General features: G+C 75.1%; 25 protein-coding genes. 9 read left to right on the forward strand and 16 right to left on the reverse strand.

What is annotated here, in order from left to right; translation table 11 throughout:
• Positions 1-42 precede the first annotated feature (42 nt).
• Positions 43-444 (forward strand): cupin domain-containing protein, encoded by a 402-nt coding sequence (locus tag ITJ48_RS13775; protein WP_194614086.1) that lies wholly within the window; start codon positions 43-45, stop codon positions 442-444.
• Between the two features lie 62 nt (positions 445-506).
• Here the strand turns inward: ITJ48_RS13775 and ITJ48_RS13780 are convergent, their stop codons facing one another.
• The 6 genes from ITJ48_RS13780 to ITJ48_RS13805 form a co-directional block, all read right to left on the reverse strand.
• Positions 507-1,175, reverse strand: a complete 669-nt coding sequence (locus ITJ48_RS13780) for a histidine phosphatase family protein (protein WP_194614087.1) — start codon at positions 1,173-1,175, stop codon at positions 507-509.
• A gap of 300 nt (positions 1,176-1,475) precedes the next feature.
• The gene (locus ITJ48_RS13785; protein ID WP_123547536.1) at positions 1,476-1,646 is read right to left on the reverse strand and encodes an antitoxin; all 171 of its coding nucleotides are present in this window, start codon (positions 1,644-1,646) and stop codon (positions 1,476-1,478) included.
• A gap of 116 nt (positions 1,647-1,762) precedes the next feature.
• Entirely contained in the window at positions 1,763-2,953 is a 1,191-nt protein-coding gene (locus ITJ48_RS13790) for an ABC transporter permease (RefSeq protein ID WP_194614088.1), read from the reverse strand.
• Positions 2,950-3,729: an ABC transporter ATP-binding protein gene (locus ITJ48_RS13795; protein ID WP_194614089.1), complete on the reverse strand. Its 780-nt coding sequence runs from the start codon at positions 3,727-3,729 to the stop codon at positions 2,950-2,952. Before ITJ48_RS13795 ends, ITJ48_RS13790 begins: the two co-directional genes overlap by 4 nt.
• Positions 3,726-4,832, reverse strand: a complete 1,107-nt coding sequence (locus tag ITJ48_RS16770) for a peptidoglycan-binding protein (RefSeq protein ID WP_194614090.1) — start codon at positions 4,830-4,832, stop codon at positions 3,726-3,728. The genes ITJ48_RS13795 and ITJ48_RS16770 overlap by 4 nt, the downstream gene beginning before the upstream one ends.
• Positions 4,829-5,356 carry a hypothetical protein gene (locus ITJ48_RS13805; RefSeq protein ID WP_194614091.1) on the reverse strand — a complete coding sequence of 176 codons (528 nt, stop codon included), beginning with the start codon at positions 5,354-5,356 and terminating at the stop codon, positions 4,829-4,831. Before ITJ48_RS13805 ends, ITJ48_RS16770 begins: the two co-directional genes overlap by 4 nt.
• A gap of 197 nt (positions 5,357-5,553) precedes the next feature.
• On the opposite strand from ITJ48_RS13805, the gene ITJ48_RS13810 reads away from it, so the two are divergent.
• Both ITJ48_RS13810 and ITJ48_RS13815 read left to right on the forward strand, forming a co-directional pair.
• Entirely contained in the window at positions 5,554-6,309 is a 756-nt protein-coding gene (locus tag ITJ48_RS13810) for a response regulator transcription factor (RefSeq protein WP_194614092.1), read from the forward strand.
• A complete protein-coding gene (locus ITJ48_RS13815; RefSeq protein ID WP_194614093.1) occupies positions 6,306-7,508 on the forward strand; it encodes a HAMP domain-containing sensor histidine kinase in 1,203 nt (400 codons plus the stop codon). The genes ITJ48_RS13810 and ITJ48_RS13815 overlap by 4 nt, the downstream gene beginning before the upstream one ends.
• Positions 7,509-7,642: 134 nt before the next feature.
• On the opposite strand, the gene ITJ48_RS13820 is transcribed toward ITJ48_RS13815, so the two are convergent.
• Both ITJ48_RS13820 and ITJ48_RS13825 read right to left on the reverse strand, forming a co-directional pair.
• Entirely contained in the window at positions 7,643-8,776 is a 1,134-nt protein-coding gene (locus ITJ48_RS13820; protein ID WP_194614094.1) for a HAMP domain-containing sensor histidine kinase, read from the reverse strand.
• A 10-nt stretch (positions 8,777-8,786) separates the two neighbouring features.
• Positions 8,787-9,491 (reverse strand): response regulator transcription factor, encoded by a 705-nt coding sequence (locus ITJ48_RS13825; RefSeq protein ID WP_194614095.1) that lies wholly within the window; start codon positions 9,489-9,491, stop codon positions 8,787-8,789.
• An 87-nt stretch (positions 9,492-9,578) separates the two neighbouring features.
• Here ITJ48_RS13825 and ITJ48_RS13830 point away from each other — a divergent pair, with 87 nt between their 5' ends.
• The 5 genes from ITJ48_RS13830 to ITJ48_RS13850 are packed head-to-tail and all read left to right on the forward strand — an operon-like array spanning position 9,579 to position 15,689.
• Positions 9,579-10,367, forward strand: coding sequence for a M15 family metallopeptidase (locus ITJ48_RS13830; RefSeq protein ID WP_228506912.1), 789 nt, complete (start codon positions 9,579-9,581; stop codon positions 10,365-10,367).
• Complete coding sequence (alr, locus tag ITJ48_RS13835; RefSeq protein ID WP_370544931.1) at positions 10,364-11,602, forward strand: alanine racemase; 1,239 nt, start codon at positions 10,364-10,366, stop codon at positions 11,600-11,602. Before ITJ48_RS13830 ends, alr begins: the two co-directional genes overlap by 4 nt.
• Positions 11,599-12,693 (forward strand): ATP-grasp domain-containing protein, encoded by a 1,095-nt coding sequence (locus ITJ48_RS13840; protein ID WP_194614096.1) that lies wholly within the window; start codon positions 11,599-11,601, stop codon positions 12,691-12,693. Before alr ends, ITJ48_RS13840 begins: the two co-directional genes overlap by 4 nt.
• The gene (locus ITJ48_RS16775) at positions 12,690-14,900 is read left to right on the forward strand and encodes a CapA family protein (RefSeq protein ID WP_370544932.1); all 2,211 of its coding nucleotides are present in this window, start codon (positions 12,690-12,692) and stop codon (positions 14,898-14,900) included. Before ITJ48_RS13840 ends, ITJ48_RS16775 begins: the two co-directional genes overlap by 4 nt.
• A 39-nt stretch (positions 14,901-14,939) precedes the next feature.
• Positions 14,940-15,689: a GntR family transcriptional regulator gene (locus ITJ48_RS13850; protein ID WP_370544933.1), complete on the forward strand. Its 750-nt coding sequence runs from the start codon at positions 14,940-14,942 to the stop codon at positions 15,687-15,689.
• Between the two features lie 179 nt (positions 15,690-15,868).
• Here ITJ48_RS13850 and ITJ48_RS13855 read toward each other — a convergent pair whose 3' ends face one another.
• From ITJ48_RS13855 to ITJ48_RS13885, 7 genes are all read right to left on the reverse strand, one after another.
• Positions 15,869-17,086: a zinc-binding dehydrogenase gene (locus tag ITJ48_RS13855; protein ID WP_370544934.1), complete on the reverse strand. Its 1,218-nt coding sequence runs from the start codon at positions 17,084-17,086 to the stop codon at positions 15,869-15,871.
• Positions 17,083-17,859 (reverse strand): phosphonatase-like hydrolase, encoded by a 777-nt coding sequence (locus ITJ48_RS13860; RefSeq protein ID WP_194614097.1) that lies wholly within the window; start codon positions 17,857-17,859, stop codon positions 17,083-17,085. The genes ITJ48_RS13855 and ITJ48_RS13860 overlap by 4 nt, the downstream gene beginning before the upstream one ends.
• The gene (locus tag ITJ48_RS13865) at positions 17,856-19,166 is read right to left on the reverse strand and encodes a TIGR03364 family FAD-dependent oxidoreductase (protein WP_194614098.1); all 1,311 of its coding nucleotides are present in this window, start codon (positions 19,164-19,166) and stop codon (positions 17,856-17,858) included. The genes ITJ48_RS13860 and ITJ48_RS13865 overlap by 4 nt, the downstream gene beginning before the upstream one ends.
• Positions 19,163-21,007 (reverse strand): ABC transporter permease, encoded by a 1,845-nt coding sequence (locus tag ITJ48_RS13870; RefSeq protein WP_194614099.1) that lies wholly within the window; start codon positions 21,005-21,007, stop codon positions 19,163-19,165. Before ITJ48_RS13870 ends, ITJ48_RS13865 begins: the two co-directional genes overlap by 4 nt.
• Positions 21,004-21,924 carry a phosphonate ABC transporter ATP-binding protein gene (gene phnC, locus ITJ48_RS13875; RefSeq protein ID WP_194614100.1) on the reverse strand — a complete coding sequence of 307 codons (921 nt, stop codon included), beginning with the start codon at positions 21,922-21,924 and terminating at the stop codon, positions 21,004-21,006. Before phnC ends, ITJ48_RS13870 begins: the two co-directional genes overlap by 4 nt.
• Positions 21,925-22,059: 135 nt before the next feature.
• Positions 22,060-22,992 carry a phosphate/phosphite/phosphonate ABC transporter substrate-binding protein gene (locus ITJ48_RS13880; RefSeq protein ID WP_194614101.1) on the reverse strand — a complete coding sequence of 311 codons (933 nt, stop codon included), beginning with the start codon at positions 22,990-22,992 and terminating at the stop codon, positions 22,060-22,062.
• A 283-nt stretch (positions 22,993-23,275) separates the two neighbouring features.
• Entirely contained in the window at positions 23,276-24,169 is an 894-nt protein-coding gene (locus ITJ48_RS13885; protein ID WP_194614102.1) for an EamA family transporter, read from the reverse strand.
• Between the two features lie 235 nt (positions 24,170-24,404).
• Here ITJ48_RS13885 and ITJ48_RS13890 point away from each other — a divergent pair, with 235 nt between their 5' ends.
• Positions 24,405-24,890, forward strand: coding sequence for a DUF1772 domain-containing protein (locus tag ITJ48_RS13890; RefSeq protein ID WP_194614103.1), 486 nt, complete (start codon positions 24,405-24,407; stop codon positions 24,888-24,890).
• Between the two features lie 33 nt (positions 24,891-24,923).
• Here the strand turns inward: ITJ48_RS13890 and ITJ48_RS13895 are convergent, their stop codons facing one another.
• On the reverse strand, positions 24,924-26,045 hold the full coding sequence (locus ITJ48_RS13895; protein WP_194614104.1) for an alpha/beta fold hydrolase: 1,122 nt from the start codon (positions 26,043-26,045) through the stop codon (positions 24,924-24,926).
• Positions 26,046-26,099 lie beyond the last annotated feature (54 nt).

Genomic DNA, 26,099 nt, shown 5'->3' on the forward strand with positions numbered 1-26,099 from the left:
CCGCCGCCCGGTCGGCCGCTCCCCCACGACCGAGGAGCACCCGTGCAGATCGTCCCGAAGAAGCCGACCGTCAAGAACCCGTCCGAGCAGTTCACCGGCGACGTCTGGCTCGACGCGATCGCGTCGCCGCAGCAGGAGGGCGACCGGATGACGGTCGTCAAGGTGCGGTTCCTGCCCGGGGCCCGCACGGCCTGGCACTCGCACGCGAGGGGGCAGACCCTGCACGTCACCGAGGGCGTCGCGCTGCTCGGCTCACGCGACGGCACCGTGCTCGAGGCGCTGCCCGGCCAGACGATCTACACGCCGCCCGGCGAGGAGCACTGGCACGGCGCCACGCCGGACGACTACATGGAGCACCTCGCCATGATCGAGTCGGCCGACGACCCGTCGACCACCACGACGTGGCTCGAGCACGTGTCCGACGACGACTACCGGCGCCCGTAGGCCGAGCAGATCCGGCGCCCGTAGGCCCGAGTCCCGAGGCCCGAGGCCCGAGCCCTCGGACGTCAGTCCGCGTCGACCGTCTCGTCGAGCGCCTCGCCCGTGGGGTCGTTCGGGGCGGCGACGCCGACCGGCGCCCCCTGCCAGCTCACGACCGTCCAGCCGGCCTCGGGCGAACCGGTGACCTCGATGACGCCCGTGTTCTCCATCTCGGTGCTGGTCGTGAACTCGGGGTCGACGTTGAGGGCGCGGCCGCCGAGCCAGACCCGGGTGGCAGCGCCGTGGCCGACGACGACGACGGTGGCGTCGTCGTCGTGCAGCGCGACGATGTCCGCGATCGCGGCGTCGAAGCGCTCGAAGAACGCGTGCCCGTCCGGGGCGCCCGGGGCCGAGGCCGTGAGGTCTCCCCCTGCCCAGGCGACCAGCGGCAGGACGTAGCCGCGGAGCGCCTCCTCGTCGGTGCGGTCCTCGAGGTCGCCGGCCTCGATCTCGTGCAGTCCGTCACGGACGACGACGTCGAGCCCGAGGCGGGCGGCGAGGGGGGAGGCGGTCTGCTGGGCCCGGACGAGGACCGACGCGTAGACGGCGTCGATCCGGTCGTCGCCCAGCGTCCCGGCGAGGGCCGCGGCCTGTTCGCGACCGAGGTCGGTGAGGTCGGGGCCGGGGGCCGCGCTGGAGACGGCACCTGCGGCGTTGGCGGTGCTCTGGCCGTGTCGGACGAGGAGGATGCGCACGTCGTCGAGTCTTCCACGGGACGGATGTGACGGAAGTCCTAGGGGCCGCGCCGACCGTGGGCTAGCTTCGGCGTGCCGGGGCGGAGAGCTCCGGCAGGACACGCACGCCGGACTTGCCCCTTCGCACCCACACCGTCGTGACCGAGGGCGCAGGCGGCCCTCCCCCGAGGGCCGACCATCGCGCGGACGTCCGGCACCCCGACTGCCGGGCGTCCCCTTCGACGGTGGACGACGAACGGGCCCGACGACGAACGACCCAGCGCCGTTCCGGGAACCGGGTCGTTCGTCAGGGGCGTCGGCTCAGTGGCCGACCTTGCCGTCGGCGGCGTCGCCGGCCTTGTCGATCTTGTCGTCGTACTTGCCGCCGGTCTTCTGCGAGGCGGCCTGCTCGGCCTTGTCGATCCCCGCGTCCGTGGCCTTCTCGCCCTTGTCGCTGCTGAGCGCGTCCTTCGCGCTGTCCATGAGACCCATGTCGTCGTCCTCTCGTCGTCGGCCCGCCCAGGACGGACCTCCACCAGGAGACTCCGCGACGCTCGTCGCCGTCCGGACGCGCAGGCAGGTCACAGGCGGGGGACGACGGCGCGGGCTCACGACTGCAGGGCCTCCGTCGGAGGCGTCCGCGCGGCACGGACCGCGGGCCACAGCCCGGCGATCGCCCCGATCAGCATGGTCGCTCCGAGACCGGCGCCGAGCACGGCCGGCGGCACGGCGAGCGGCCACCCCCGCGAGGCCGCGAACACCGCGGTGACCGCCAGGCCGAGCACGATCCCCCCGACCCCGCCCAGCAGCGACAGCAGCAGCGCCTCGGCGAGGAACTGGTCGCGCACGTGGGCCTTGGTGGCCCCGAGCGCGCGACGCAGCCCGATCTCGCGGCGCCGCTCGAGCACGGAGATCACCATCGTGTTCGCGACGCCGATCCCCCCGACGAGCAGGGCAACCGACCCCAGGCCCACGAGCAGCCCGGTGAACGCCTGGTCGGCCGCCTGCCTGGCGGCGAGGGCGTCGGAGGGGCGTGCCACGCTGACCTCGGAGGGCGCGTCGGGGCGGATGGTCGGGGCGATCAGCTCGCGCACCTCGTCGACCCTCTCGTCGTCGACCCGGAGGTACACCGCCGAGGGCGGGACGGCAGCGCCGGTGAGCACCTCGGCGTCCCGCTCGCCGATCAGCGCGGAGCGGTCGACGTCCGACGCGAGCGGAGAGGGCTCGAGCACCCCGATGACGAGGTGCTCGGTCCTCCCGACGAGCACGTGCTGGCCGGGCCCGCTGACGCCGAGGGCCTCGGCGGCGGCCGATCCGAGCACCACGGTGGGGTACGCCGCCGTGCCGTCCGTGAACCAGGTGCCGGCGGCGAGGTCCGTGCCGAGCACGTCGAGCAGCCCCGAAGAGGCGGTCCGCACCGCGATCCCGCCGGTCTCGCCCTCGGGAACGGCGGCGCTGCGGTAGACGCCGACCCCGGCGACGACACCGGTCGACCCGACCGACTCGACACCGTCGACCCGAGCTGCCGACCCCAGCGTGGTCAGGGGCAAGGGCGTCTCCTCGCCGAAGAGGTCCTGTCCCTGGCTGGCCTCGAGCAGGTTGGTCCCGAGCGTGTCGAGCTGCGCCGCGAGCCGGGCCTGGCTCGAGGTGGAGATGCCGACGACCGCGATCATCGCGGCGATGCCGATCGCGATCCCGAGGGCGGAGAGCAGGGCCCGGGTGGGGCGGGTGAGGAGTCCGGACGCTCCCAGGCGGAGGACGTCCGCCGGGAGCAGCCGCGATGCGGTCGGGTCGGTCACGAGAGGGCTCCTCTGCTCGGGGCGGGCGTCGGCACGGGGGCTGGTGCCGGCGGGACCGGCGACGAGCTGTCGTCCACCACGTGGCCGTCCCGGATGGTCACGCGACGCGGGAGGCGGGCCGCGAGGTCGACGTCGTGGGTGATGACGATGATCGAGGTCCCCTCCCGGTGCAGCTCGTGGAGCAGCTCGACGATGCCGGCGCCGGCACGGCTGTCGAGGTTGCCGGTGGGCTCGTCGGCCAGCAGCAGGGGCGGCCGGTGCACCACGGCCCGGGCGATGGCGACGCGTTGGCGCTCCCCGCCCGACAGCTGGTTCGGCTCGTGGCCCAGCCGGTGCCCGAGCCCGACCCGCTCGAGTGCTGCCGTCGCCCGCTGGCGCCGCGACCGCTGCGGCACGCCCGAGTAGAGGAGCCCCGCGGCGACGTTGTCGACCGCCGAGACGCCCTCGCTGAGGTGGAACTGCTGGAACACGAAGCCGATGCGGTGGGCCCGCAGCCCCGAGAGGGCGCGGTCGCTCTGGACCGCGACGTCGACACCGTCGATCAGGACGGTCCCCGTCGTCGGCCGGTCGAGGGTGCCGAGCACGTTCAGCAGGGTCGACTTGCCCGACCCGGACGGGCCGACGACCGCGAGCAGCTCGCCGCGCTGCACGGTCAGGGAGACGTCGGCGAGCGCGACGGTCGGCGGCCGGCCGTAGGTGCGTCCGACGTCGCGGAGCTCGACGACCGGGTCGGGCGCGCCCGCCGGCGACGTCGGGGCAGCTGCCGTGGTGCTCATGCGGGCACCACGACCTCGTCGCCCTCGGAGACGTCGCCCGAGATCTCGACCCGGTCGCCCGCGAACAGGCCGACCTCGACGGGCACCAGGCGTGAGCCCGAGGCCCCGCCGACGACCTCGACGACGAACCCGCCGCCGCTGGCGGCGCCGAGCGCCGTGACGGGCACGGACAGGACGCCCTCGCGGACCTCCGACCGGAACCCGACCTGGACGGCGGCAGCGGTCAGGTCCCCGGCCGCCGCAGGGTCGTCGAAGGACACCGAGACGGCGACGACTGTCTTGCCGTCGGCGTCGCGGGGGGCTCCGACACCGGTGACCCGGCCGGCGGCGGATCCGCCGGTCGGCAGGTCGACCGTGACGACCCCGTCGAGGCGGGCGAGGGGGGAGCCGACCGGCAGGTCGACGGTGACGACGCGGTCCCCGCGGGAGGTCGGGTAGAGCGGTGCCCTCGCGCCGACCTCGTCGCCGACGGCGACCCCGGCCTCGCCCGCGGTGAAGGTCCCCGTGACGAACTGGATGCGGCCCTTCTCGAGGGCGCCGGTGCGCGGCAGCCCGAGGTCCTTCTGCCACGCCTTCACGGCGGCCTCCGTACGGGCGTCGAAGTGGTCGTTCGCCGTGCCCTTCAGGAAGCCCCAGGCGACGAGGCTGCGCTCGAGCTGCCCGACGTCGGGTCCGTCGGCCATCCCGGACTCGAAGCTGCGCCACTGGGGCAGCGACCCCTCGACGGCCAGTACGGGCGTGTTGTCCACCCGGTACAGCACCGAGCGGGACGTGAGCTCCGTCCCGGGGGTCGGCAGCTCCGTGACGGTGCCGCCGAGTCCGGCGACGATCGTCGGTCCGCCGAGGAGGCTGAGCTTGCCGGCCTTCTGAGTGACGCCGGTGAGGTCGCCCCGCGTCACCTCCGCCGTCGCCGTCGGGGCGGCCGCACCGGCGCCGGACTCGCCGTCGGCGTCGGCGGCGGCCCCGCCCGGCGAGCCGACGAGCACGACTCCCGTGACGACCACGGCCGCGGTCGCGACGGCGGCGACGGACAGCCACACCCAGCGGCGACGACGACGACCGCGACCCGGCGCGGTGCCGGCGTCGTCCTCGACCGGGGTCACTTCTGCACCGTGGTGGAGCCGTCGCCCGCCGCTCCGCCGCAGGCCGCGATGTCCTCGGCCGAGATGTCGCCGGCGGTGCCGTTGCTGAGGCCGGAGCCGCCCTGGCTCGGGTCGGCGACGTCGTAGCCCTTCTCCCGCAGGCACTTCGCGGACTCGCGGGCCTGCTCCTCGTACTCCTCCTGGTCCTTCTTCTCCTGCGCCGTCACGGGCCGCGGGCCGAGCTCCTCGGTGACCTTCCCCTGGCACGTCTCGAAGGCCGCGTTCAGCGCCTCCATGTCGATGTCCCCGGAGAAGCCCTGCTGCATGCCGTCGTCGGACGGGTCCGGGACGTCGATGCCCTCCTCGCGCAGGCACGACGCGTGGGCGACGTCCCACTTCTGCGCGTCGGCGGAGACCTGCGAGTCGGTCTTCACGTCGGGCGTCGCGTCGCCGTCGCCCGAGGTGCAGGCGGCGAGGGCGACGACGAGGAGGGGCACGGCGGCAAGGGCGAACAGCGCGCGGGAGGTGCGGGAGGAGGTGGTCATGGTCGGATCCTTCGCTGGAGGAGGTGCGGGGCGACCACACGGTCGCTCCCGGTCCGCTCGGAGAGGGACGACGACGATCCCACCGTCCAGCGCGTTGCGAGGTCGTAAACAGCCCGCTTTATGCTGACGTGACAGATCACATGTGACACTTCCTCCGGAAGCGCATCCGCTCCCGTCGTCCGACCGAGAGGAACCCCGTGCGCGTACTGGTCGTCGAGGACGAGCCCTGGCTGGCCGAGGCCGTGCAGACCACGCTCGAACGCGCGTCGATGTCGGTCGACGTCGCGCCCGACGGGGAGTCCGCCCTCGAGCGCCTGGCCGTGGTCGACTACGACGCCGTCGTGCTCGACCGCGACCTCCCCGGCGTGCACGGCGACGACGTCTGCGCCGCGATCGTCGCGACGCCCGGCGGTCCCGCCGTGCTGATGCTCACCGCCGCCGGCGCTCTGCGCGACCGCGTCGGCGGTCTCGAGCTCGGAGCGGACGACTACCTCACCAAGCCCGTCGAGTTCCCCGAGCTCGTGGCCCGCCTGCGGTCGCTGGCGCGACGCCCGCGCCGGGCGGCGCCTCCGGTGCTCCGCTGCGGGTCGCTGCGCTGGGACCCGTTCCGGCACGAGGTCGAGCGCTCCGGACGCCACGTGCGGCTGACCCGCAAGGAGTTCGCGGTGCTCGGCGTGCTGCTGGCGGCCGAGGGCGGAGTCGTCAGTGCCGAGCACCTGCTCGAGAAGGCCTGGGACGAGAACGCCGACCCGTTCACGAACTCGGTCCGCGTCACCATCTCGAACCTCCGTCAGCGGCTGGGCGAGCCGTGGATGATCCACACCGTGCCCGGCGTCGGCTACCGGCTGCTGCCGGACACGGACACGGACACGCACACGAGCACGGGCACCGACGCGGCGACCCGCACTCGTGGCGGCCCCTCGGACGTCGGCCGCGCGGGACTCCCCCGGTGACGCGCCCCGGCACCGGCACCTACTGGCAGCGACGCCGACTGAGCGCGCGGGCGAGGCTGACCCTGACCTTCACGGGGCTGCTCTTCGTGGTCGGCGCCGCGATCGTGACGAGCGTCGTCGTGGTCATGCGGTACCTCCCCCGCTACGCCATCACCGCCGTCGTCGGCCCCTCGGTCGACATGCGTCCCAGCGAGGTCACGGCCCCGACGTCGGCCCCGGCCTTCGACGGCGTCCCCGCGACCCCCGACGCGACCACGCTGATCTCCGACTCCCTGACCATCAACGGCGAGGGCGACCTGCTCCGCGTGCTGCTCACGACGTCGCTCGTGGTCTTCGTCGTCGTGCTCGCGCTGGGCGCCTGGCTGAGCTGGGTGCTCGCCGGGCGCCTCCTGCGGCCCCTCGACCACCTCGCCGACGCGGCACGCGAGGCCGAGCTCGGCCAGACGAGCAGGCGACCGGCGCTCGACCACGAACGCCTGGCCCTGGCCGGTCCCCACGACGAGTTCCACCGCCTCGCGAGCGCCTTCGACGACATGCTCGAGCGCCTCGACGGCTCGTACCGGGCGCAGCAGCGCTTCGCCGCGAACGCCTCCCACGAGCTCCGGACCCCGCTGGCGACGACCCAGGCGATGCTCGACGTCGCCCTCGCCGAGCCGCAGAGCGTCGACCTCGAACGTCTCGGCACGCGGCTGCGCGAGACCAACACCCGCAGCCTGAGGACGGTGGAGGCGCTGCTCACCCTCGCGGACGCGACCGCCGGACAGGGCGACGACCGCCCCGTCGACCTGCGCGAGCTCGTCGTCGACGCGCTCGCCCGGGCCGAGCCGACGGCCGCCGCGGCCGGCACCACGCTGGTCGACGACCTCGAGCCGGCCGTCGTCGAGGGAGACCCCGCGCTGCTCGCCGCCCTCGTGACGAACCTCGTCGACAACGCGCTGCGGCACGGGCGCCCCGGCGGCCGGGTCGAGGTCGTGCTCCGGGACCGCCTCCTGAGCGTGGCCAACGACGGCGACGTCCTCGAGCCCGACGAGGTCGCCCGCCTGACCGAGGCGTTCCACCGCGGCGCCCGCCGCGTGCACGGCGCCGGGGGGCACGGACTCGGCCTGGCGATCGTGCAGGCCGTCGCCGACCGGCACGGGGCACGACTGGAGCTGGTGCCGAGGCGCGCGGGCGGGCTGCGCGTCGACGTCGAGTTCTGAGCGTCAGTCGCCGGCCGTCTCGGCCCGCCACACAGCAGCTGGTCGCTGAGGACGACGGCGGCGATCGCCACGCCGCACGCCGCACGACGCCGTACGACGCCGCACGCCGACGACACCGATGCATCGCGCCGTGGTCAAGGACTCGGGGCGACGGAGGCGCGCGCGAGGCGCACCCGGACGACGAGACCGCCGCCGGGCCGGGGCGCGAGGTCGAGCCGTCCGCCGTGCGCCCGCACGACCGCGTCCACGATCGCGAGGCCGAGGCCCGTGCCGCCGTCCCCGTCGTGCAGGCGGGCGGCGCCGCGCTGGAACGGCTGCGTGAGCGTCGGCACCAGGTCGGCTGGCACCTCCTCACCGGTGTTCTCGACGACGAGCTCGACGTGGTCGCCGTCGACCCGGGTCCGCACGTGCACCACGGCCGGCTCGCCCGCGCGGCCGTCGCCGGGCCCGGCGCCGTCGCCCGGACCGTCGACGTTGTGGACGATGCCGTTGTGCACGAGGTTCGTCACCACCTGCAGCAGCAGCGCCGGCGAGCCCGAGGTGGACGCGGCCTCGCCCGAGGCGTCGAGGGCGACCCCCCTCGGCTCGGCCAGCGGCAGCAGCGTCTCGACCGCCTCCTCGGCCAGCAGGGAGAGGTCGACGACCTCGCGCACGGCGGGGAGCTGGTCGGCCCGGCTCAGCAGCAGCAGCGCCTCGGTCAGGTCGACGGCCCGCGTGTTGACCGCGCTGAGGCGCTCGACGAGCAGGGCGGCGTCACGGGACGGGTCCTCCCGCGCGACGTCGAGCAGCGCCCGGGTCACGGCGAGCGGCGTCCTGAGCTCGTGGGAGGCGTTGGCCGCGAACCGCTGCTGGGTCTCGACCTGCGCCTCCACCGTCTCGAGCATCGCGTCGAAGGCGTCGGCCAGGTCGCGGAACTCGTCGGAGCGACCGGGGAGGTCGACGCGGTGCGAGAGGGACCCGGCCTCGACACGGCGGGCGGCCTCGGCCAGCCGCTCGAGCGGGGCCAGCACCTGGCCCGCGAGCAGCCAGCCGCCGACCAGGCCGAGCACGAGCAGGACCGCGAGGGCGAGACCGGCGCGGGGCAGGAACGCGTCGACGAGGTCGCCGCGACCGGGCACGAAGCTGCCGTTGTAGTCGGGGCGCCGGGGCACGTAGCGCAGCAGGAACAACCAGACCACCGCCAGGAGGAGCAGGCCCGTGACGACGACGACGCCCGCGTAGCTGAGCGCGAGGCGCATGCGGACGCTGACGCCGCGGGTCCTCGGCACCGCGGGGGGCCTAGGCACGGTCGGGGGCCTGCGGACGGTCACCGGCCGGAGCGGACCCGACGTCGATCCGGTATCCGACGCCCGGCACCGTCGCGATCACCCACGGCTCGCCGAGGCGCTTGCGCAGGGCCGACATCGTGATCCGGACGGCGTTCGTGAAGGGGTCGGCGTTCTCGTCCCAGGCGCGCTCGAGCAGCTGCTCGGCGCTGACGACCCCGCCGCCCGCCCCGACGAGCACCTCGAGCACGGCGAACTGCTTGCGCGTGAGGGCGACGTGTCGCCCGTCGCGGTGCACCTCGCGACGGAACGGGTCGATCCGCAGCCCGGCGAGCTCGGTGACCGGCGGGCGGTGGTGGGTGCGCCTCCGGTCGAGCGCCCTCAGCCGGAGCACGAGCTCGCGCAGGTCGAACGGCTTCGTGAGGTAGTCGTCGGCGCCGGCCTCGAAGCCGGTCGCCTTGTCGTCGAGCCGGTCGGCCGCCGTGAGCATCAGCACGCGGACGCCGCTGCCCGAGGCGACGATGCGCTCTGCGACCTCGTCGCCCGAGGGGCCGGGCACGTCGCGGTCGAGCACGGCGACGTCGTAGCTGTTGAGGTCGAGCAGCTCGAGCGCCGCGTCGCCGTCGCCGGCCACGTCGGAGGCGATCGCCTCCAGCCGCAGGCCGTCGTGGATCGCCTGGGCCAGCAGGGGCTCGTCCTCGAGGATCAACACGCGCATGCGCTCGATGGTACGAGCCGTGAGGTATCCGCCGCGTATCGGAAATCCTTAACGTCACGGCAACGGCCCCTGTCGTGCACTGGAGCCATGTCCGACACCGCCCCGCTCCCGTTCCCGGCGCCCCGCACGCCCCTCCCCGCTCCCGCCGAGGCACCTGCTCCCGCCGACGCATCCGCTCCCCGCCGCCGACGGCTCGGCGCCCGCGACCTCACGCTGATGGCGGCCGCTGCCGTGCTCCTCGTGGCCGCGCTCGTCGCAGCAGGCTGGGCGGGCGTCGCGTTCTCCGGCGGCGCCCCGGTCGGCAGCGGCAGTGCCGGCATCGGCGACAGTGCGGGCGACAGCGGCGACAGCGGCGCCGGCGGGCCGGTCGACGGCGCGGCACTCGCCGGCGACGGCGGTCCCTCTCGCGACCAGGACGCGACCGGGGTGGCGGGCGGGGTCGTCCCCGACGGCACCTCGCCCTTCGACGTCGACGTGCCCGGGGTCGCGGGGCTCGACCCGCGCCTCCTCGACGCCCTGCAGCGCGCCGCGACCGACGCCTCCTCCGACGGCGTGGACGTCGTCGTCAACAGCGGCTGGCGCTCCGCGGCCCACCAGGAGCAGCTGCTGCGGGACGCGGTCGCGCAGTACGGGTCGGCCCGGGAGGCGGCGCGCTGGGTGGCCACGCCGGCCACCTCCGCGCACGTGAGCGGCGACGCGGTCGACATCGGCTCGTGGGACGCGACCGACTGGTTCTCCCGGAACGGCGCCTCCTACGACCTCTGCCAGGTCTACGAGAACGAGACCTGGCACTACGAGCTGCGGGACGGCGCCTCGCGGACCGGCTGCCCGCCGATGTACCGCGACCCGACCGAGGACCCGAGGATGCGCGCGTGAGCGCGGCGTCCGCCCTGCGCGTGCACGACGACGCCGTCCGGGCCAACACGGCGCACTTCGCCGCGCTGACCGGCGGCCGGCTGATGGCCGTGCTCAAGGCCGACGGCTTCGGCCACGGCTCGGTGGCGGCGTCGGTGCTCGAGAGCGGCGCGCGGTCCGTCGGCGTGACGTCGGTCGAGGAGGCGCTGGCCCTGCGCGCCGAGGGCGTGCGCGTGCCCGTCCTCAGCTGGCTCAATCCGCTCGACGCCGACTTCGAGGCCGCGATCCGCGCCGACGTCGACCTGGCCGTCCCCGGGCCCGAGCTGCTGCACGCGGTCGCCCGCGCGGCCCGCTCCGCCGGGCGGCCGGCCCGCGTGCACCTGCACGTCGACGTCGGCATGGCCCGGGACGGCTGCCCCCCGACAGCGTGGCGCGCCCTGTGCGACCTCGCCCGGGAGCTGCGCGCGACCGGCCAGGTGCGCGTCGTCGGGGTGATGGGGCACATGTCGTGCGCCGACCGTCCGGGCGACGCGCAGAACGAGCGGGAGCGCCTCGTCTTCGACGCGGCGCTGCGGACGGCGAGGAGGCGCGGGCTGGCCCCCGCCGTCGCCCACCTCGCCGCGACGGCGGCCACCGTGACGGGAGCGGGAGCCGGCTTCGACCTGCACCGGATCGGGGCGGGGCTCTTCGGGATCGACCCGTCGGGCACCTCCTCGGCCCTGCGTCCGGCCCTGACGCTCACGTCGCACGTGGTGTCGTCCCGGGAGGCCGCGGCGGGGACCGGCGTCGGGTACGGCCTGGCGCACGTGCTGCCGCGGCGCACGAACCTCGCCCTGCTCCCGATCGGCTACGGCGACGGCCTGCCCCGGGCGGCCTCGCACCGCGCCGAGGTCCTGGTCCGCGGCCGCCGACGACCCGTGGTCGGCCTCTTCTCGATGGACATGGTCGTCGTCGACACCGGGGACGACCTCGTGCGGCCGGGCGAGCCCGCCGTCCTGTTCGGCCCGGGCGAGGGCGGCGAGCCCACGGTGGCCGACTGGGCCCGCTGGGCCGACACCGTGCCGCACGAGATCGTCACGCGGATCGGCAGCCGCGTCGCGCGGGTGCACCGCACGACCGCCGCCTCCGCGCCCGGCGCCTCCTCCGCCGTCCGTGCCTCCTCCGTGCCCGGCCGCTCCCCCGCGCCCCGCCTCTCTTCTGCGCCCCGCGCCTCCTCGATCCCCCTCCCCTCCGACGAAGCAGGAGCCCTCGCATGACAGGACAGACCACCGTGACGACCGACCGGGAGAGCCCGCGCGTGGCCGTGATCGGGGGCGGGGCGAACGGCGAGCACGAGGTGTCGCTCGCCTCGGCGGCGGCGGTCACGCGCGCGGTGCGCGAGCTCGGCGCCGAGGCCGTGGCGCTCACCGTCGACCGCGAGGGCGGCTGGCACCTCGAGGGCGAGGGCGCCCTCACGCCCGCGCAGGCCGTGGCCGTGCTGACGGACTGCGCCGTCGCCTTCCCGGTGCTGCACGGCGTCGACGGCGAGGACGGCACCGTGGCGGGGCTGCTCGTGATGACCGGGGTGCCCTTCGTCGGCTCGCCGGTGCGGGCAGGCGCCCTCGCCGCCGACAAGTGGGCCACGAAGCTCGTCGCCGAGGCGGTCGGCGTGGCCACCGCACCGGGCGTGCTCGTGCGCGCCGGCGACGGCGTCTGCCGCGGCGGCGGCCACGGGCCGCACGGCATCACGCTCGCGCCGCCCCTCGTGGTCAAGCCGACGTCCGCCGGGTCGAGCGACGGGGTGTCGGTCGTCGCCGACCTCGCCGAGCTGCCCGCTGCGGTGGCCCACGCCCGGACCGCCGGCGAGCTGGTGCTCGTCGAGTCGTTCGTCGAGGGCCGCGAGGTCGACATCGCGCTGTTCCGCGACGCGGGAGGCGTGCTGCGCGCCGGGTCGACCCTCGAGATCGGCGTCGACCCGAACGGGGTCTTCGACCGCGACAGCAAGTACGACGGGAGCGCCGAGTTCACGCTGCCGGCCCGGCTCACCCTCGCCGAGCACACCGCCGTCGAGCGGGCGGCCCGCCTGCTGTACGACGCGCTCGGCTGCGACGGCGTCGCCCGCTTCGACTTCTTCGTCACGGACGCCGGCGTCGTGCTCAACGAGGTGAACACGTCGCCGGGGTTCACCGAGCGCTCGCAGGTCCCCCGGATGTTCGAGGCCGTCGGCCTCGGCTACGTCGAGCTCGTCGGGGCGCTCGTCGACGCCGCGCTGGCCGGCGTGCCGGACCGCACGGGGGTGCCCGGCCGCGCCGACGTGCCGGGCCGGACGGGTGGCCGCGCCGGTGGCCGCCTCGGCGGTCGCGCGTGAGCGTCGCGGCCGCGAGCGCCCCGGCGTCGGCCTCGTCGCCCGCGTCGCGCGAGGGCTGGGCCGACGCGCTCAAGGGGCTGCTCATCGTCCTGGTGGTGCTCTGGCACGTCGTCCTGAAGAGCACGCTCCAGGTCGACTGGCAGCTCGGCCTGCCGGTGCCGGGGGCCTGGGGCCTCGCCGTCGACGCCGTCTGGCCGTTCCTCATGCCGGCGTTCGTGCTGGTCTCGGGCGTCTTCGCCGCGGGTGCGCTGGCCCGGCCGTGGTCGGCGGTCCTCCGGCCGCGGGTGCTGCGCTTCGCCTGGCTGTACCTGCTGTGGTCGCTGATCCACACGGCCGCCCTCTGGGCGTTCCGGGAGTTCCCCACCTTCGTGCCCCGCAGCGTGGCCGAGTTCGTCGAGGCCGTCACGATCAGCCCGATGAGCACCTGGTACCTCTACGCGCTCGTGCTCTACTTCGTCGTGGCGAAGGCGCTGCGCCGGGTGCCGCCGGTCGTCGTCGTCGCGGCCGCCGCCGCGCTGTCCGTCGTCGTGTCGTCCGGGCTCGTCGAGGTGGTGTCGAACCGGGGGCAGCTGCTCGGCGACCTCGTCTTCTTCGTGCTCGGCGCCTCCCTCGCCCCGTGGCTCCGCCGGGCGGTGCCCGGCGCGCGCCTCCGGGTCGTCCTCGGGCTGGTGGCCGTGTACGCCGCGGCGTTCGCGGCCGTGCGCGTCACCGGCTCCGCGACGGTGCCGGGTGCCTGGCTGGTCCTGTCGGTGCTGGGGTCGGGCGCCGTCCTCGCGGCGTCGCCGTGGCTGGCGCGGCTCCGGGGCCTCGGTCCCGTGCTGGTACGGCTCGGACGACGGAGCCTGCCGATCTACCTGCTGCACATGCCCCTCCTCGCCCTCGCCGACCACCTGCTCGCCGAGCCGCTCTCGGGGGCGCGGGTCGGCGCGAAGCTCGTCGCCGCCGCCGCGCTGCCCGTGGCGCTGACGGCGGCGCTCGTCGGGATCTGCCTCGTGATCGACCGGCTCGCGGCCCGCGACGGTCTCGGGTGGCTCTGGGACCTGCCGGGGCGGCGCACGGCCCGGACGGCCGAGCTCGACCTGCCGCGCTCACCAGCGGATCGCTCGGGACGGGTGCCGGGTCGCTCGGGTCGGACGCCCTGGCGTGCCGGCGCCGCCGTGCTGCTGCTCGTGCTCGGCGGCGTCGCGGGCACCCGTGCCCAGCAGCTCGCCGGCTGCACGGTCGACCTGGCCGCGCGGCCGGCAGCCGTCGACGGGCAGGTCAGCATCGGCGCCGTCGGCGACGTCCTGATGCACGACGTCGGGCACCGCGTGCCGGCCGACGGAGGCGCGAGCCACTTCGACGAGGTGCGCCCCTGGTTCACCGAGGACCTCGTCACGGGCAACCTCGAGCAGGTCGTCGCCGACGACACCGGGTTCGACAAGTGCGCCGTCGGCAGCGACTGCCTGGCGTTCCGTAGCGACCCGGCGACGGCGGCGCACCTCGCCGGCTTCGACCTCATGAACACGGCGAACAACCACACCGGCGACTTCGGCCCGGTCGGGTACCGCGAGACGAGGGAGGCGCTGGCCGGCCAGGGCATCGCCGCCGTCGGCGAGCGCGACGAGATCGTCTGCACCCGGATCGGCGGCATCGTCGTCGCCGTCGTCGGCTTCGCCCCCTACGCGGGCACGAACCGGGTCACCGACCTCAGGCACGTGCGGAAGGTCGTGGCCGCGGCGCAGAGGGCCGCCGACATCGTGGTGGTCCACGCGCACATGGGCGCCGAGGGGCCGGACGCGAACGTGGTCCGTCCCGGTCCCGAGCAGATGTTCGGCGAGGACCGCGGCGACCCCGTGGCCTTCGCGCACACCGCCGTCGACGCCGGCGCGGACCTCGTGGTCGGGCACGGGCCGCACTCGCTGCGGGGGGCCGAGTTCCGCGACGGGAAGCTCATCGCCTACAGCCTCGGGAACTTCGGCGGCGGGGGCGTCTTCGGGGCCGAGGAGGCGACGCGCCACGGCGTGTACCTCGACGTCGTGCTCGACGCGGACGGGTCGTTCGTGCGGGGGCAGCTGAGGTCGGCACGGTTCGACTTCGCGGACGGCCGGCCGGTCCCGGACCCCAACGGGAAGGCGGCCGACCTCGTGCGCGAGTTCGGCGAGCGCGACCTGCCCGCGACGACGCCGCTGATCGGGCCCGACGGCGCGCTCTCGCCGCGCGACTGAGGCGGCGGCGGCGACGGCCGCGATCGGTAGGCTCCGAACGTGGCCAGCTCCCTGTACGAACAGATCGCCGACGACCTGCGTCGCCGCATCCTCAGCGGCGACCTCGCGGTCGGCGACGACGTGCCCAGCGAGGGCGAGCTCGCGGAGCAGTGGCGCACCTCCCGCGGCCCGATCCGCAACGCCCTCGCGGCGCTGCGCAGCGAGGGCCTCGTCGAGACCCGGCGCGGTCGACCTGCCCGCGTCGTCGCCCGCAAGGCGCACCACCCCGTCGACGTGTCGATCCCGTTCACGAAGTGGGTGCGCGACGTGGGCGGCGAGCCGGGCGCCCGCACCCAGGAGGTGTCGCTGCGGCGGGCGGACGACGAGAAGGCGAGGGCGCTGGGCATCGAGCCCGGAGACCTCGTCGTCGACGTCGTGCGGCTGAGACTCGTCGACGGCCGCCCCACCATGCTCGAGCGCCTCACCTTCATCGAGGAGGTCGGCCGGGTGCTCTTCGACGTCGACCTCGACACGGTCTCGATCACCGAGTACCTCGACTCGCGGGGGTTCGGCTACGACGACATCGACCACGAGATCGACGCGGTGGCGGCCGACGAGCTCGACGCCGAGCTGCTGGGCGTCGACCTCGGGACGCCGATCCTGCGGCTGCACCGCGTGACCCGAGGCCGCGACGGACGCACCTTCGAGGCCTCCGACGACCGCTACCGCAGCGACATCGTCCGCTTCACGGTGGCGGCCTCGGGCCGCGCCCGCGAGGGCGGCCACTTCATCCGCGCGATCGGCGCCTGAGCACCTGCTCGACCGGCGCGTGACCCGAGGAGGCGCGCGCCGCCTCCTCGAGGCTGCGCACCTGCCGACGGCGGGTCTTCTGGCTCGAGGGCGGGTCGCTGCGGACCCGCCCTCGGCCCGGAAGACCCGCCCTCGATGAACACGAGGAGGCGGCGGTGCGGCCGCGAGGGAGAGCCCGGTCAGGCCGGGCGGACGCCCACCCGCACCGAGCCGCCCGCCGCGGCAGCCGCGATGCCGGCGTCGAGGTCGGGCAGCGCCACGACCTCGCCCACGAGCTCGGCGAGCGGCCAGGCCGCGTGCCGCTCCTCGACGAAGCGGGCCGCCGCGACCAGGTGCCGCGGCGCGTAGTTGTGCACGCCCCGGATCGTCACGAGCCGCCGCACCACGCTCTCGGCGTCGAGCGGCACGGCCGGCGCCGGGAACACGCTGCCGACGAGCACGGCGACCCCGCCTGTCCCGAGCAGGGCGAGCGCGGAGGCGACGGCGTGCGGCGATCCGGACGCCTCCACGGCCACGAGGGGGGCGCCTCCTTCAGTGCGGAGCGCGTGCTCGACGCTGTCGTCCGATCCGGGCGTGACGGCGGGCGACGCCGTGGCGACGGCCCCGAAGCGGACGGCGAGCGCACGTCGAGATGCGTCGGGGTCGACGACGACGACGCGTGCCCCGGCGTCGGTCGCCATGGCCGTGGCCGTGAGCCCGATGAGCCCTGCGCCGAGCACGACCACCACCGCCCCGGCGAGGTCGACGAGCTGCGCCGCCGAGTCGAGCGCAGCCCTCGCGGTCGCCGTGCCGCACGAGACGGGGGCGAGCAGCTCGGCGTCGAGGTCGTCGGCGACGGGGACGACTGCGGTGCCGGCACGGACGTGGACGTGCGTGGCGAAGCCGCCGCTCAGCTCCCAGCCGGTGACGAGGCGTTCGTGCCCGTACTTGAGCACCGACTCGCACTTCTGCGGCAGGCCCCGCCCGCAGGTCGAGCAGCGACCGCAGCTGACGGTGAGCGACCAGACGACCCGCTGCCCGGGCACGAGGGGCGTCCCGTCGACGGCCACCGCCCCCGCGCCGACCGCGACGACCCGGCCGACCTGCTCGTGGCCGAGCACGAGCGGCGCCGGGGCCCCGCGGTCGCCGCGCGTCGTGTGCACGTCGGAGCCGCAGATCGTGGCGAGCTCCACCTCGACGAGCAGGTCCCCCGGGGCCAGGTGCACGCTCGGCACCGCGACCGCGTCGTGCGGGCGACCGGGCTGCGTCCAGACCATCGCCGTGGGCGCCGGGTCGAGACGCAGGTCGACGCGTCCGGACGGCGCTCCCGGAGACGCGGCCCGCGCCTCCTCGCCGGCCGAGGCCACCGAGCGCGGCGGGCGCGTCGTGCGTGCCGAGCGCGAGGAGGCGGTCGTCACGAGACCGGGACCGGGCTCGCGGTCGGGCTGGGGCTGGCGGTCAGGCTCGCGGTCGCGAGCAGACCCGCGAGCTGCGGCAGCCCCGCCAGCTCGCGCACGCTGTCGAGCACGACGTCGGCGCCCGCCGCGAGCAGCTGCTCGCGCGTGTGCGCACCCGTCGTGACGCCCACGACGAGGCCGGCGCCCGCCGCACGGCCCGAGAGCACGTCGCTCGCCGTGTCGCCGACGACCACGACCGAGGCGACCGACGACGCTCCCGTGCGCAGCAACGCCGTGAGCACGAGGTCGGGTGCGGGGCGACCACGACCCGCGTCGACGGGCGACAGCGCCGCGTCGACCTGCCAGCCGAGGGCGTCGAGCAGGCGGTCGCGCGTGGCGGGGGCGAAGCCGGTCGTGAGGACGACGGCGACGCCGGAGGCGCGCAGCGCGTCGATCAGCTCGCCCGCTCCCTCGATCGGGTCGACGCCGAGCTCGTCGACGAGCTCCCCGTAGGCGACCTCGAACTGCTCGGCGGCGCGCTGCGCGACCTGCTCGTCGCCGCCGGCCAGGTGCCGGAACACGTCGATCTTCGACTGCCCCATCGTGTCGCGGACGTGCTGCAGCGCCTCCTCGCGGGTCAGCGACGGGCCGAGGTCGACCCGGTCCGCGGTGCGGACGAAGGCCTGCTCGACGATGCCGTCGTCGACGACGGTCGTGCCGGCCATGTCGAGCACGACGAGCTCGACGGCTGGCGCGGCGGAGGCAGGGCGGGAGGGGGTGGTCTCGATGCTCATGAGCGGCTTCCTGTCAGGACGGAGGGGAGAGGTGCGGAGTCGCCGGAGGACGAGGCGGCGGGCGAGAGGGCGGGCGAAGCGGCGCGCGAGGCGATGGGCGAGAGCGCCGCGTCGCGCCCGCCGTCGAGGTGGCTGCCGACGACGTGCTCGGCGAGCCCGAGGCCGGTGGTCATGCCGATCCCCGTGGCGACGACGGTCACGAGCACTCCTGGCTCGACCTCGTCGACGACGAACTCGTCGCGGCCCGAGGCGTAGACGCCCTGCCAGCGCTCGGTCACGACGGGCTCGGCGCCGAACAGCGCCCGGAACTCGTCGAGGAACGCCACGGAGGCACGCTCGTCCTGGAACGGCGAGATCGCGGCGCCCTTCTGGTGGCTGTCGCCGACGACCACGGAGCCGTCGGGCAGCTGCGTGTACATCTGGTTGAGGTCGAGCGCGGCGAGGTCCGGCCGCTCGGCGTGCAGCCTCGCCCGCACCTGGTCGGCCGCGTCCGTGCCGGCGAACGCGCTGTAGCGGATCAGCGACCACCCGGTCAGCAGCGGCGCGACGAGCGGCCGCGCGAGGTCGGCCCGCACGCGGAGCATGTCGAGTCCGCAGCGCTGCAGCTCGGCGCGCTCGGCGAGGTCGGGCAGCAGCTGGTCGAGGTCGTGGTTCGTCGCGACGACCACGGTGCCGACGTCGATCGGTCCGCGGCTCGTCTCGACGCGCCCGCTGCGGACCGACCCGACGGAGGTGCGGGTCAGGAAGCGCACCCCTCGCGACTCGAGGTGCCTGCGGATCGCGTCCGCCGCCTCCCGCGGGTCGACCTGCAGGTCGTACGGCAGCAGCGCGCCGCCGAGCGTGACGCCCGACGAGACCGGGGCCAGGGCCCGGAGCTCACGCTCGTCGAGCGGCTCGATCTCGGGCCGGTCGCCGAGCACGCGGTCGGTGCGCGCGGCGGCGAGCTCGTCGAGCAGCGCGAGCTCGTCGGGGTGCCGGGCGGCGACCAGCGTGCCGCGCTCGGAGGCCCAGAAACCGGCGTCGCGGGCGAGCCGCAGCCACAGCCCGCGCGCGGCGATCGCGTGACGCCGCGCCTCGCCGCTCTGCGGGGTCAGGCAGAGGTGGCCGAAGTTGCGGATCGTCGAGCCGCCGATCACGGCCGAGCGGTCGACCACCAGCACCGAGAGGCCGCGGTCGACGGCGGCGAGCGCCGCCCCCAGGCCGACGATGCCCGAGCCGACGACGACGACGTCGTGCGCAGGAGCGGCGTGCCGGACGGACCCCGTGGGCACGCCGGACTCCGACTGGAGCTCGGCCCGCGCGCTCATCGCAGCACCTTCCGCATCCACATCGCGAGCCCCTCGACGGCGAGCACGGTGACGAGGATCATCAGCACGATCGCGGTCACGGCGCCGTAGTTCGACCCCTGGCTGGCGTTGAGCAGGTAGTAGCCGACTCCCCCGGCGCCGACGATGCCGAGCAGCGTCGCCGCGCGGATGTTCGTGTCGAGCATGTAGAAGGTGTGGCCGACGAGCGCACGGGTGCCCTGCGGCAGGGTCGCGCCGGCGTAGACCTGCAGGCGGGTGGCGCCGGTGGCGGCGAGCGCGCGCTCGGGGCCGGCCGACACCTCCTCGAACGAGTCCGCGATCAGCTTGCCGAGCAGGCCGACGCCGCCGAGCGCGAGGGCGAGGGTGCCGGCCTGCGTGCCGAGGCCGGTGACGACGATCAGCACGATGGCGAGGATCACCTCGGGGACGCCTCGGATGCCGACGAGCAGCAGGCGCATGCCGCTGCGCATCCCCCGGCTCGGCGCGACGTTGCGGGCGGCGAGCGAGCCGATCACGACGGAGGCGACCAGGGTGAGCAGCGTCGCGGCGAGCGCGATCGCGATCGTCTCGCCCATCGCGGCGACCATGGTCGAGGTCTCGTAGCTGCCGAACGAGGGCGGCCAGAACTGGACGGCGACGGCGGGCACGCCGCTCCACACGGTGACGAGGTCGGACCAGGCGACGTCGCAGACGAGCACGCTCGCGACGACGACCGCCACGGCGATCGCGCCCCACGACGTGTCCCGCACGCGGGTGCGGTCCCAGGGGCGGCGCAGCATCGTGTCGACCGAGACCGCGGGGACGGGGGCACGGGTCGCGTCGACCGAGACCGAGGGACCAGCAGCGGCAACGCGGGAGGCGCGGGTCGCGTCGTCCGCGCCCGTCACGCCCGCAGCTGCCCGGCCGGCCGTCTCGGGGACGACCGCGGCGGACGAGGCCGTCGCGCGCCTCCTCGTGGCCCGCCGCACGACGCGGTCGCCGAGGCCGCGACCGGTCGGCGCGATGCCGAGCATGGCGGCGCGCACCGAGCTGGAGACGATCTCCATGACGACGCAGAGCACGAAGATGACGAGCGCGTAGCCGAGCCCCAGGCCGTAGTCGAGCGACTTGAAGGCGAACGACATCTCCATGCCGAGGCCGACCACGCCGACGTAGCCGAGGATCACGCTGCCGCGCAGGTTGATGTCGTTGCGGTGCAGCACGGTGGCGACCCACGAGGGCAGCACCTGGGGCAGCACCCCCGCGGTGAACTGCTGCAGGCGGGTGCCGCCGGCGGCGCGGACCGCGGTGCGCGGCCCCTCGTCGATCTGCTCGATCGCGTCGGCGAACAGCTTCGAGATCATGCCGACCGAGTGCAGGCCGATGGCGAGGATGCCCGGCAGCGTGCCGAGCGAGAAGAGCAGCACGAACACCATCGCGAGCACGACGTCGGGCACGGCGCGGGCGAGCACCGTGACGAAGCGGGCGGCGGCACGCCAGACGGGTCCGGGCGTGGTGTTCGAGGCGGCGAGCACCGCGACCGGGACCGACAGCACGGCGGCGAGCAGCGTGCCGCAGATCACGAGGCCGAGCGTCAGCGCCGTGAGCTGCAGCAGCTCGCCGAGCGGCGGGAACTCGATCGCCCCGACCCGGCCGAAGAAGCGCTCGGCGTTCGACCAGCTCTGCAGCATGCGCGCCGGGTCGATCTCGACGCTGCGGAGCGCCGCGACGCTCAGCCCCAGCAGGGCGACGATCGTGAGGCCGGCGGCGACGCGCTCGGGCGAGGCCCGACGACGAGGAGGCGCGGCGACGGGCGCGAGGACCGGGTCGGTCGTGCGCGGGCGCTCGGTCACGGCGGTCATCGGACGGCGTCCCCGGAGGCGGCGGTGCCTGCGGCGCCTGCGGCGCTGCGGGCGCCTGCGGCGCTGCCGGCCCCGGCCAGCTCCAGCTCGATGGCCTCGAGCTGGCCGGTGCTCGTCGCGACGCGGCCGTAGATCTCCATGACCTGGGCCTTCGACAGCCCCTCGGTCTCGGTGTCGAGCACGACCGCGCCGTGTCGGAGCCCGACGATGCGGTCGGCCCACGAGAGCGCCAGGTCGACCTGGTGCAGGCTGCAGATCACGGTCAGGCCCTCGTCGACGGCGATCTCGCGGATGAGCGCCATCACCTGGTCGCTCGACTCGGGGTCGAGGGAGGCGACGGGCTCGTCGGCGAGCAGCACCTGGGGCCGCTGCATCAGCGCGCGGGCGATGGCCACGCGCTGCTGCTGGCCGCCCGAGAGCGTGTCGGCGCGCTGGTAGGCGCGCTCGAGCAGCCCGACGCGCTCGAGCCGGGCGAGCGCCTCGGCCCGGGCCGCGCGTCCGTACGACCAGAGGCCGAGACGCGGGCCCCGCACGGCGGCGAGCGAGCCGGTGAGCACGTTCTCGAGCACCGTGAGCGAGGGCACGAGCTCGAACTGCTGGAAGATGAAGCCGACCTCGCTGCGCAGCTCGCGGAGGGCGCGGCCCGAGAGCGCGGTGACCTCGCGGCCGAGCACGTGCACGGTGCCCGACGTCGGCCGCTCGAGGCCGTCGACGTGCCGCAGCAGCGTCGACTTGCCCGAGCCGGAGAGGCCGAGCAGCACGACGACCTCGCCGCGCCGGACCTCGAGCGACGCGCTGTCCAGAGCCGTCGTCGTGCCGAAGCGCTTGGTGATGCCCTCGAGCGAGACGACGATCTCGGCGGGGTCGGAGGCGGCCGAGGGAGCGGCCGGGGCGACGGGGTCGGCGTGCGGGGTCATGACGTCTCCAGGGGCTGGGCGGTGCGGGCGGTGCGGTGCGCGAGAGGCGCGGGGCGGTGCGGTGCGGGAGGTGCGGATCGCGGGAGGCGCGGCGACGGTCGGGACCGTTACCGCGCCTCCCTCAGGCAGAGGCCGTCAGGCCTGGCACTGCGTGGCGTTCGTCTTCTCGCAGATGTCGCGGATCTGGTCGTAGTACGCGTCGTCGACCGGCGTGGTCTGGAAGAACACGGCACGGAAGCCCTCGCTGTCGGCGCTCTCGATGCCCGCGGCGACCATGTCGTCGGCGGTGACGTCCGAGAGGATGTCCTTCAGCTGCTGCTTGACGTCGTCGGGCAGGGTGTCCGACTCGACGATCGGGGCGCCGGGCACCATCTGCTCGTCGATGACCTCCACGGCGTCACTCTTCGCGACCTCGCTGTCCTCCGCGAAGCCGGCCTCGCACTCGGTGCCCTCGCCGACCTTCTGGACGCTCACGTCGTGCTTGCCGGCGAAGACCGGGGTGATGTCCTTCTCCGGGTCGATGCCCGCCTCGAGCAGCGCGTAGCTCGGGAACAGGTAGCCCGAGGTCGACGAGGGGTCGACGAAGCAGATCTTCTTGCCCGCCATGTCGTCGATCGACGAGATGTCGCTGCCCTTCGGCACGATGGCCTGCGAGAAGTAGCCGGGCTCCTGGCCCTCGGCCGTGGTGATCGACGAGATCGGCGTCAGCTCGGCGCCGTTGTTCGTGGCGGTCACGTAGGTGAAGCCCGAGAACGACGCGACGTCGATCTGGCCGGCGATGCTCGCCTCGATCAGCGCGGCGTAGTCGGTCGACTCGTGGTACTCGACGGTCTTGCCGGTCTCCTGCGCGATGTAGTCCATCAGCGGCTGGTAGTTCGTCTCGGTGTCGACCGAGTCGGGCACGACGCCGAAGACGAGGGTGCTCGAGTCGACCGCGTAGCCGGCGGCGTCGTCGGGCGACCCGGTGCCCTCGGCGGAGGAGGCGGCGGTCGAGCAGCCGGCGAGGGCGGTGGCGAGCAGCGCGGTGCCGGCGAGGGCGATCGCGGCGCGGGAGCGGCGGAGGGTCATGACGGCCTTTCAGAGGGGAGCGGGACGTCACGATGCTGACACGCGGTCGGTCGACATAGGAACCTAACTTGGGGCTAGTTCAGTCAGAGTTCATCTCTTGTATGCCGAACCCGTCGCCCTGGTGCCCGCTGCGCGCGGCGGGATCGTCGAGGTGACGCTCCGGAGGCGTAGGGCGGGGCGCGATGCCCCCGACGCGTCATGTGCATTGCGGACGGGCTTGGGCGCGACGCGCGGTGCGGCGCCGGGACGGCGGCGCGGCTCGGTGCGGTGCGGCGCGCCCCGCTCAGAGGGCGAGCAGCGCGATGCCGCCCAGCACGACGACCGACGCCGTGAGCCGCTTCGCGACCGACCCCTCGCGCAGCACCAGCGCCCCGAACACGGCGACCATCACGACGCTCGTCTCGCGGGCGGGCGCGACGAGCGCGACCGGGGTCGTCTGGATCGCGACGAGCACGAGGATGTACGACATCGGCGACAGCACCCCGAACGCGAGCACGCGCGGCCAGTGCTCCTTGACGACGTCGAGCAGCTCGCGGCGCCGACGACCGAGCGTCGCCGTGTAGAACACGACCTCGACGGCCGTCACCCCGACCATGAACGACACCGGCGAGAGCTCCCAGGTGCGCAGGGCGTGGGCGTCCCAGATCGTGTAGGAGGCGATGGCCAGGCCGGTCAGGAGGCCCCAGGCGATGCCGGGGTCGAGCCGCCGCCTCCTGCGGGGTGCCGCGTCCGCGACCGGCGCGGGCGCCTGCCGGGGTCGACGGTCGATCAGGCCCGTCGCGACCACGCCGGCGACGACGACCGCGATGCCGACCGCGGCGAGCGCCGACAGCCGCTCGCCGAGCAGGAGGACGGCGAGCACGGCGCTGACGGCCGGCCCCGTGCCCCGGGCGGTCGCGTAGACCGTGGAGAGCGACCCGGCGGCGTAGCCGCGCTGCAGCACGACCATGTAGACGACGTGCAGCACCGCCGAGACTCCGGCGCCGAGGGCGAGGCCCGCGACGCTGCCGCCGAGCCCGCCCGTGAACGGGACGACGGGCAGCCAGAGCACGGCGCTGGCGACGGCGCCCCACCAGAGGAACGGCGTGCCGATGCGGCTGACCCCGTGGGCGACGACGTTCCACGAGGCGTGGCAGACGGCCGCGGCGAGGACGAGGAGGAGAGCTGTGCCGGACATGAGATGGGACCCTTCGACCCGACGCAGGGCGCGTCGGCAGGATCCTCCAGGCTTTTGTCCGTTCAGATGACGGCGGGGCGGTGGCGCCCGGCCGTGGCGCCGCTCGGACCAGTCGGATCGTGAGACCCCGGAACCCTAGGCGCTGTCGGTCGGGACCCTAGCAGGCCCGCGTGACGCGTCGGCGACGCTGCCGCGGCCTCGACGGCTGTTCACGTCGGCTCGCTAGCCTCCGGCCATGAGCGGACTCGTGCCTGACCTCGTCGCCGTCGTCGCGCTGCTCGCCAACGGTCTCGTGGCGGGCCTCTTCTTCGCCTTCGTGGTCGCGGTGTCGCCGGGGCTGCGTCGGGTCGACGACGTCGCCTTCACCGCGGCGTTCCGCGCGATCAACGCGGCGATCCTGCGCCCGTCGTTCCTCCTCGTGTTCGTCGCGGCACCCGCCTCGGCGGCCCTGCTCGCGGTGCTGCACGTCGTCGACGGCAGCTCGGCGAGCGCGTGGGCCGCCGGGGCGGCGGCCGCCTCGGTCGCCACCTTCGTCGTCACGGTCGCGCGCAACGTGCCGCTGAACGAGGCGCTCGCGCGGGCGGACGTGTCCGGCCCGGCCTCGGCGAGCGCCGCGCGCCGTGCGTTCGAGCCGCCGTGGACCCGGTGGAACACCGTCCGCACGCTGACGGGCGTCTGCGCCGTCCTCGGCCTCGCAGCCATCGCGGTCGCGGCCGCCTGACCCGTCTCGGCGACAGGCAACGGCCGGCTCGGGCTAGGCCCCCGCCGAGCCGAGCGCGATCGCCTCGCGCAGGTCGGCGGCGAACTGTTCAGGCCGCTCCCACGCGGCGAAGTGCCCGCCCGACGTGTGCTCGTGGAACGCACGTACGTCGAACAGTCGCTCGGCGAACGAGCGCGGGGCGTTCGCCAGGTCGCCGGGGAAGATCGACAGCACTGCGGGCACCGCTGCCTCGACGCGCTCGTTGGTCGAGGGCTCCCGCAGCGCGTAGGCGCCGAACGACGTGCCGATCGTGCCCGTGAACCAGTAGGCGGAGACCCAGGTGAGCACGTCGTCGTCGCCGAAGACCGCCTCCATGCCGCCCTCGACCGAGCGGTCGCTCCACGACCAGAGCTTCTCGCCGATCCAGGCGAGCAGCCCCGCCGGGGAGTCGCCCAGCGCGACGGCGAGGGTGCCCGGCTTGGTCGCGTGCTCGTGGGCGTAGCCGCCCTCGGCCGCCTGCCACTGCTCGCGGCGGCCGGCGTAGGCGCGCTCCTCGTCGGTGAGGTCGTCGGGCAGCTCGGCGGCGAGGTGCCCCTGCGGCACGTCGGTCAGGTGCACGGCCGAGACCGCGTCGCCGTGCCGGCGCAGCAGCGCCTCGGCGACGCCGGCCCCGATGTCGCCGCCGCTGACCACGTACCGGTCGTGGCCGAGCCGGTGCATGGCGGCCGCCACCACGTCGGCCATGTCGACGCCCGACATGCCCCCGGCAGCCGAGGAGGCGCTGAACGGGTACCCGGGAAGGGCCGGCACCACCACGGTCGCGTCGCCCAGCAGCGGCAGCACCTTCTCGAAGCGCAGCACCGAGTCGGGCCAGCCGTGCAGCAGCACGACCACCGGGGCGTCGGGCGCACCGCGGCGGTGCACGACGCGGAGCGGCGTCGGGCCGTCGACCACCTCCCACGGGAGGTCGAGGACCCGCTGCTCGTGCACGCGCCAGTCGTAGTCGTCGGCCCAGCGGGCGAGCAGCCGCTCGAGCCACGCGGCGTCGACGCCGTGCCGCGGCTCGAGCCCCGCGGGCAGGTCGACGCGTCGTCGGCGGACGAGGCGTTCCCGGAGGTCGGCCACCGCCTCCTCGGGGACGCGTGCCGGGGCTGCGCTCTGCGCGTTCGTCTGCATGGCCGCACCCTACGACCCGGGGCCGACACCGGATCGACCGACCTGCCGCGCCGA

Origin of the sequence: Frigoribacterium sp. VKM Ac-2530 (assembly GCF_015350835.1) — a bacterium.
Taxonomy (GTDB): Bacteria; Actinomycetota; Actinomycetes; order Actinomycetales; family Microbacteriaceae; genus Frigoribacterium.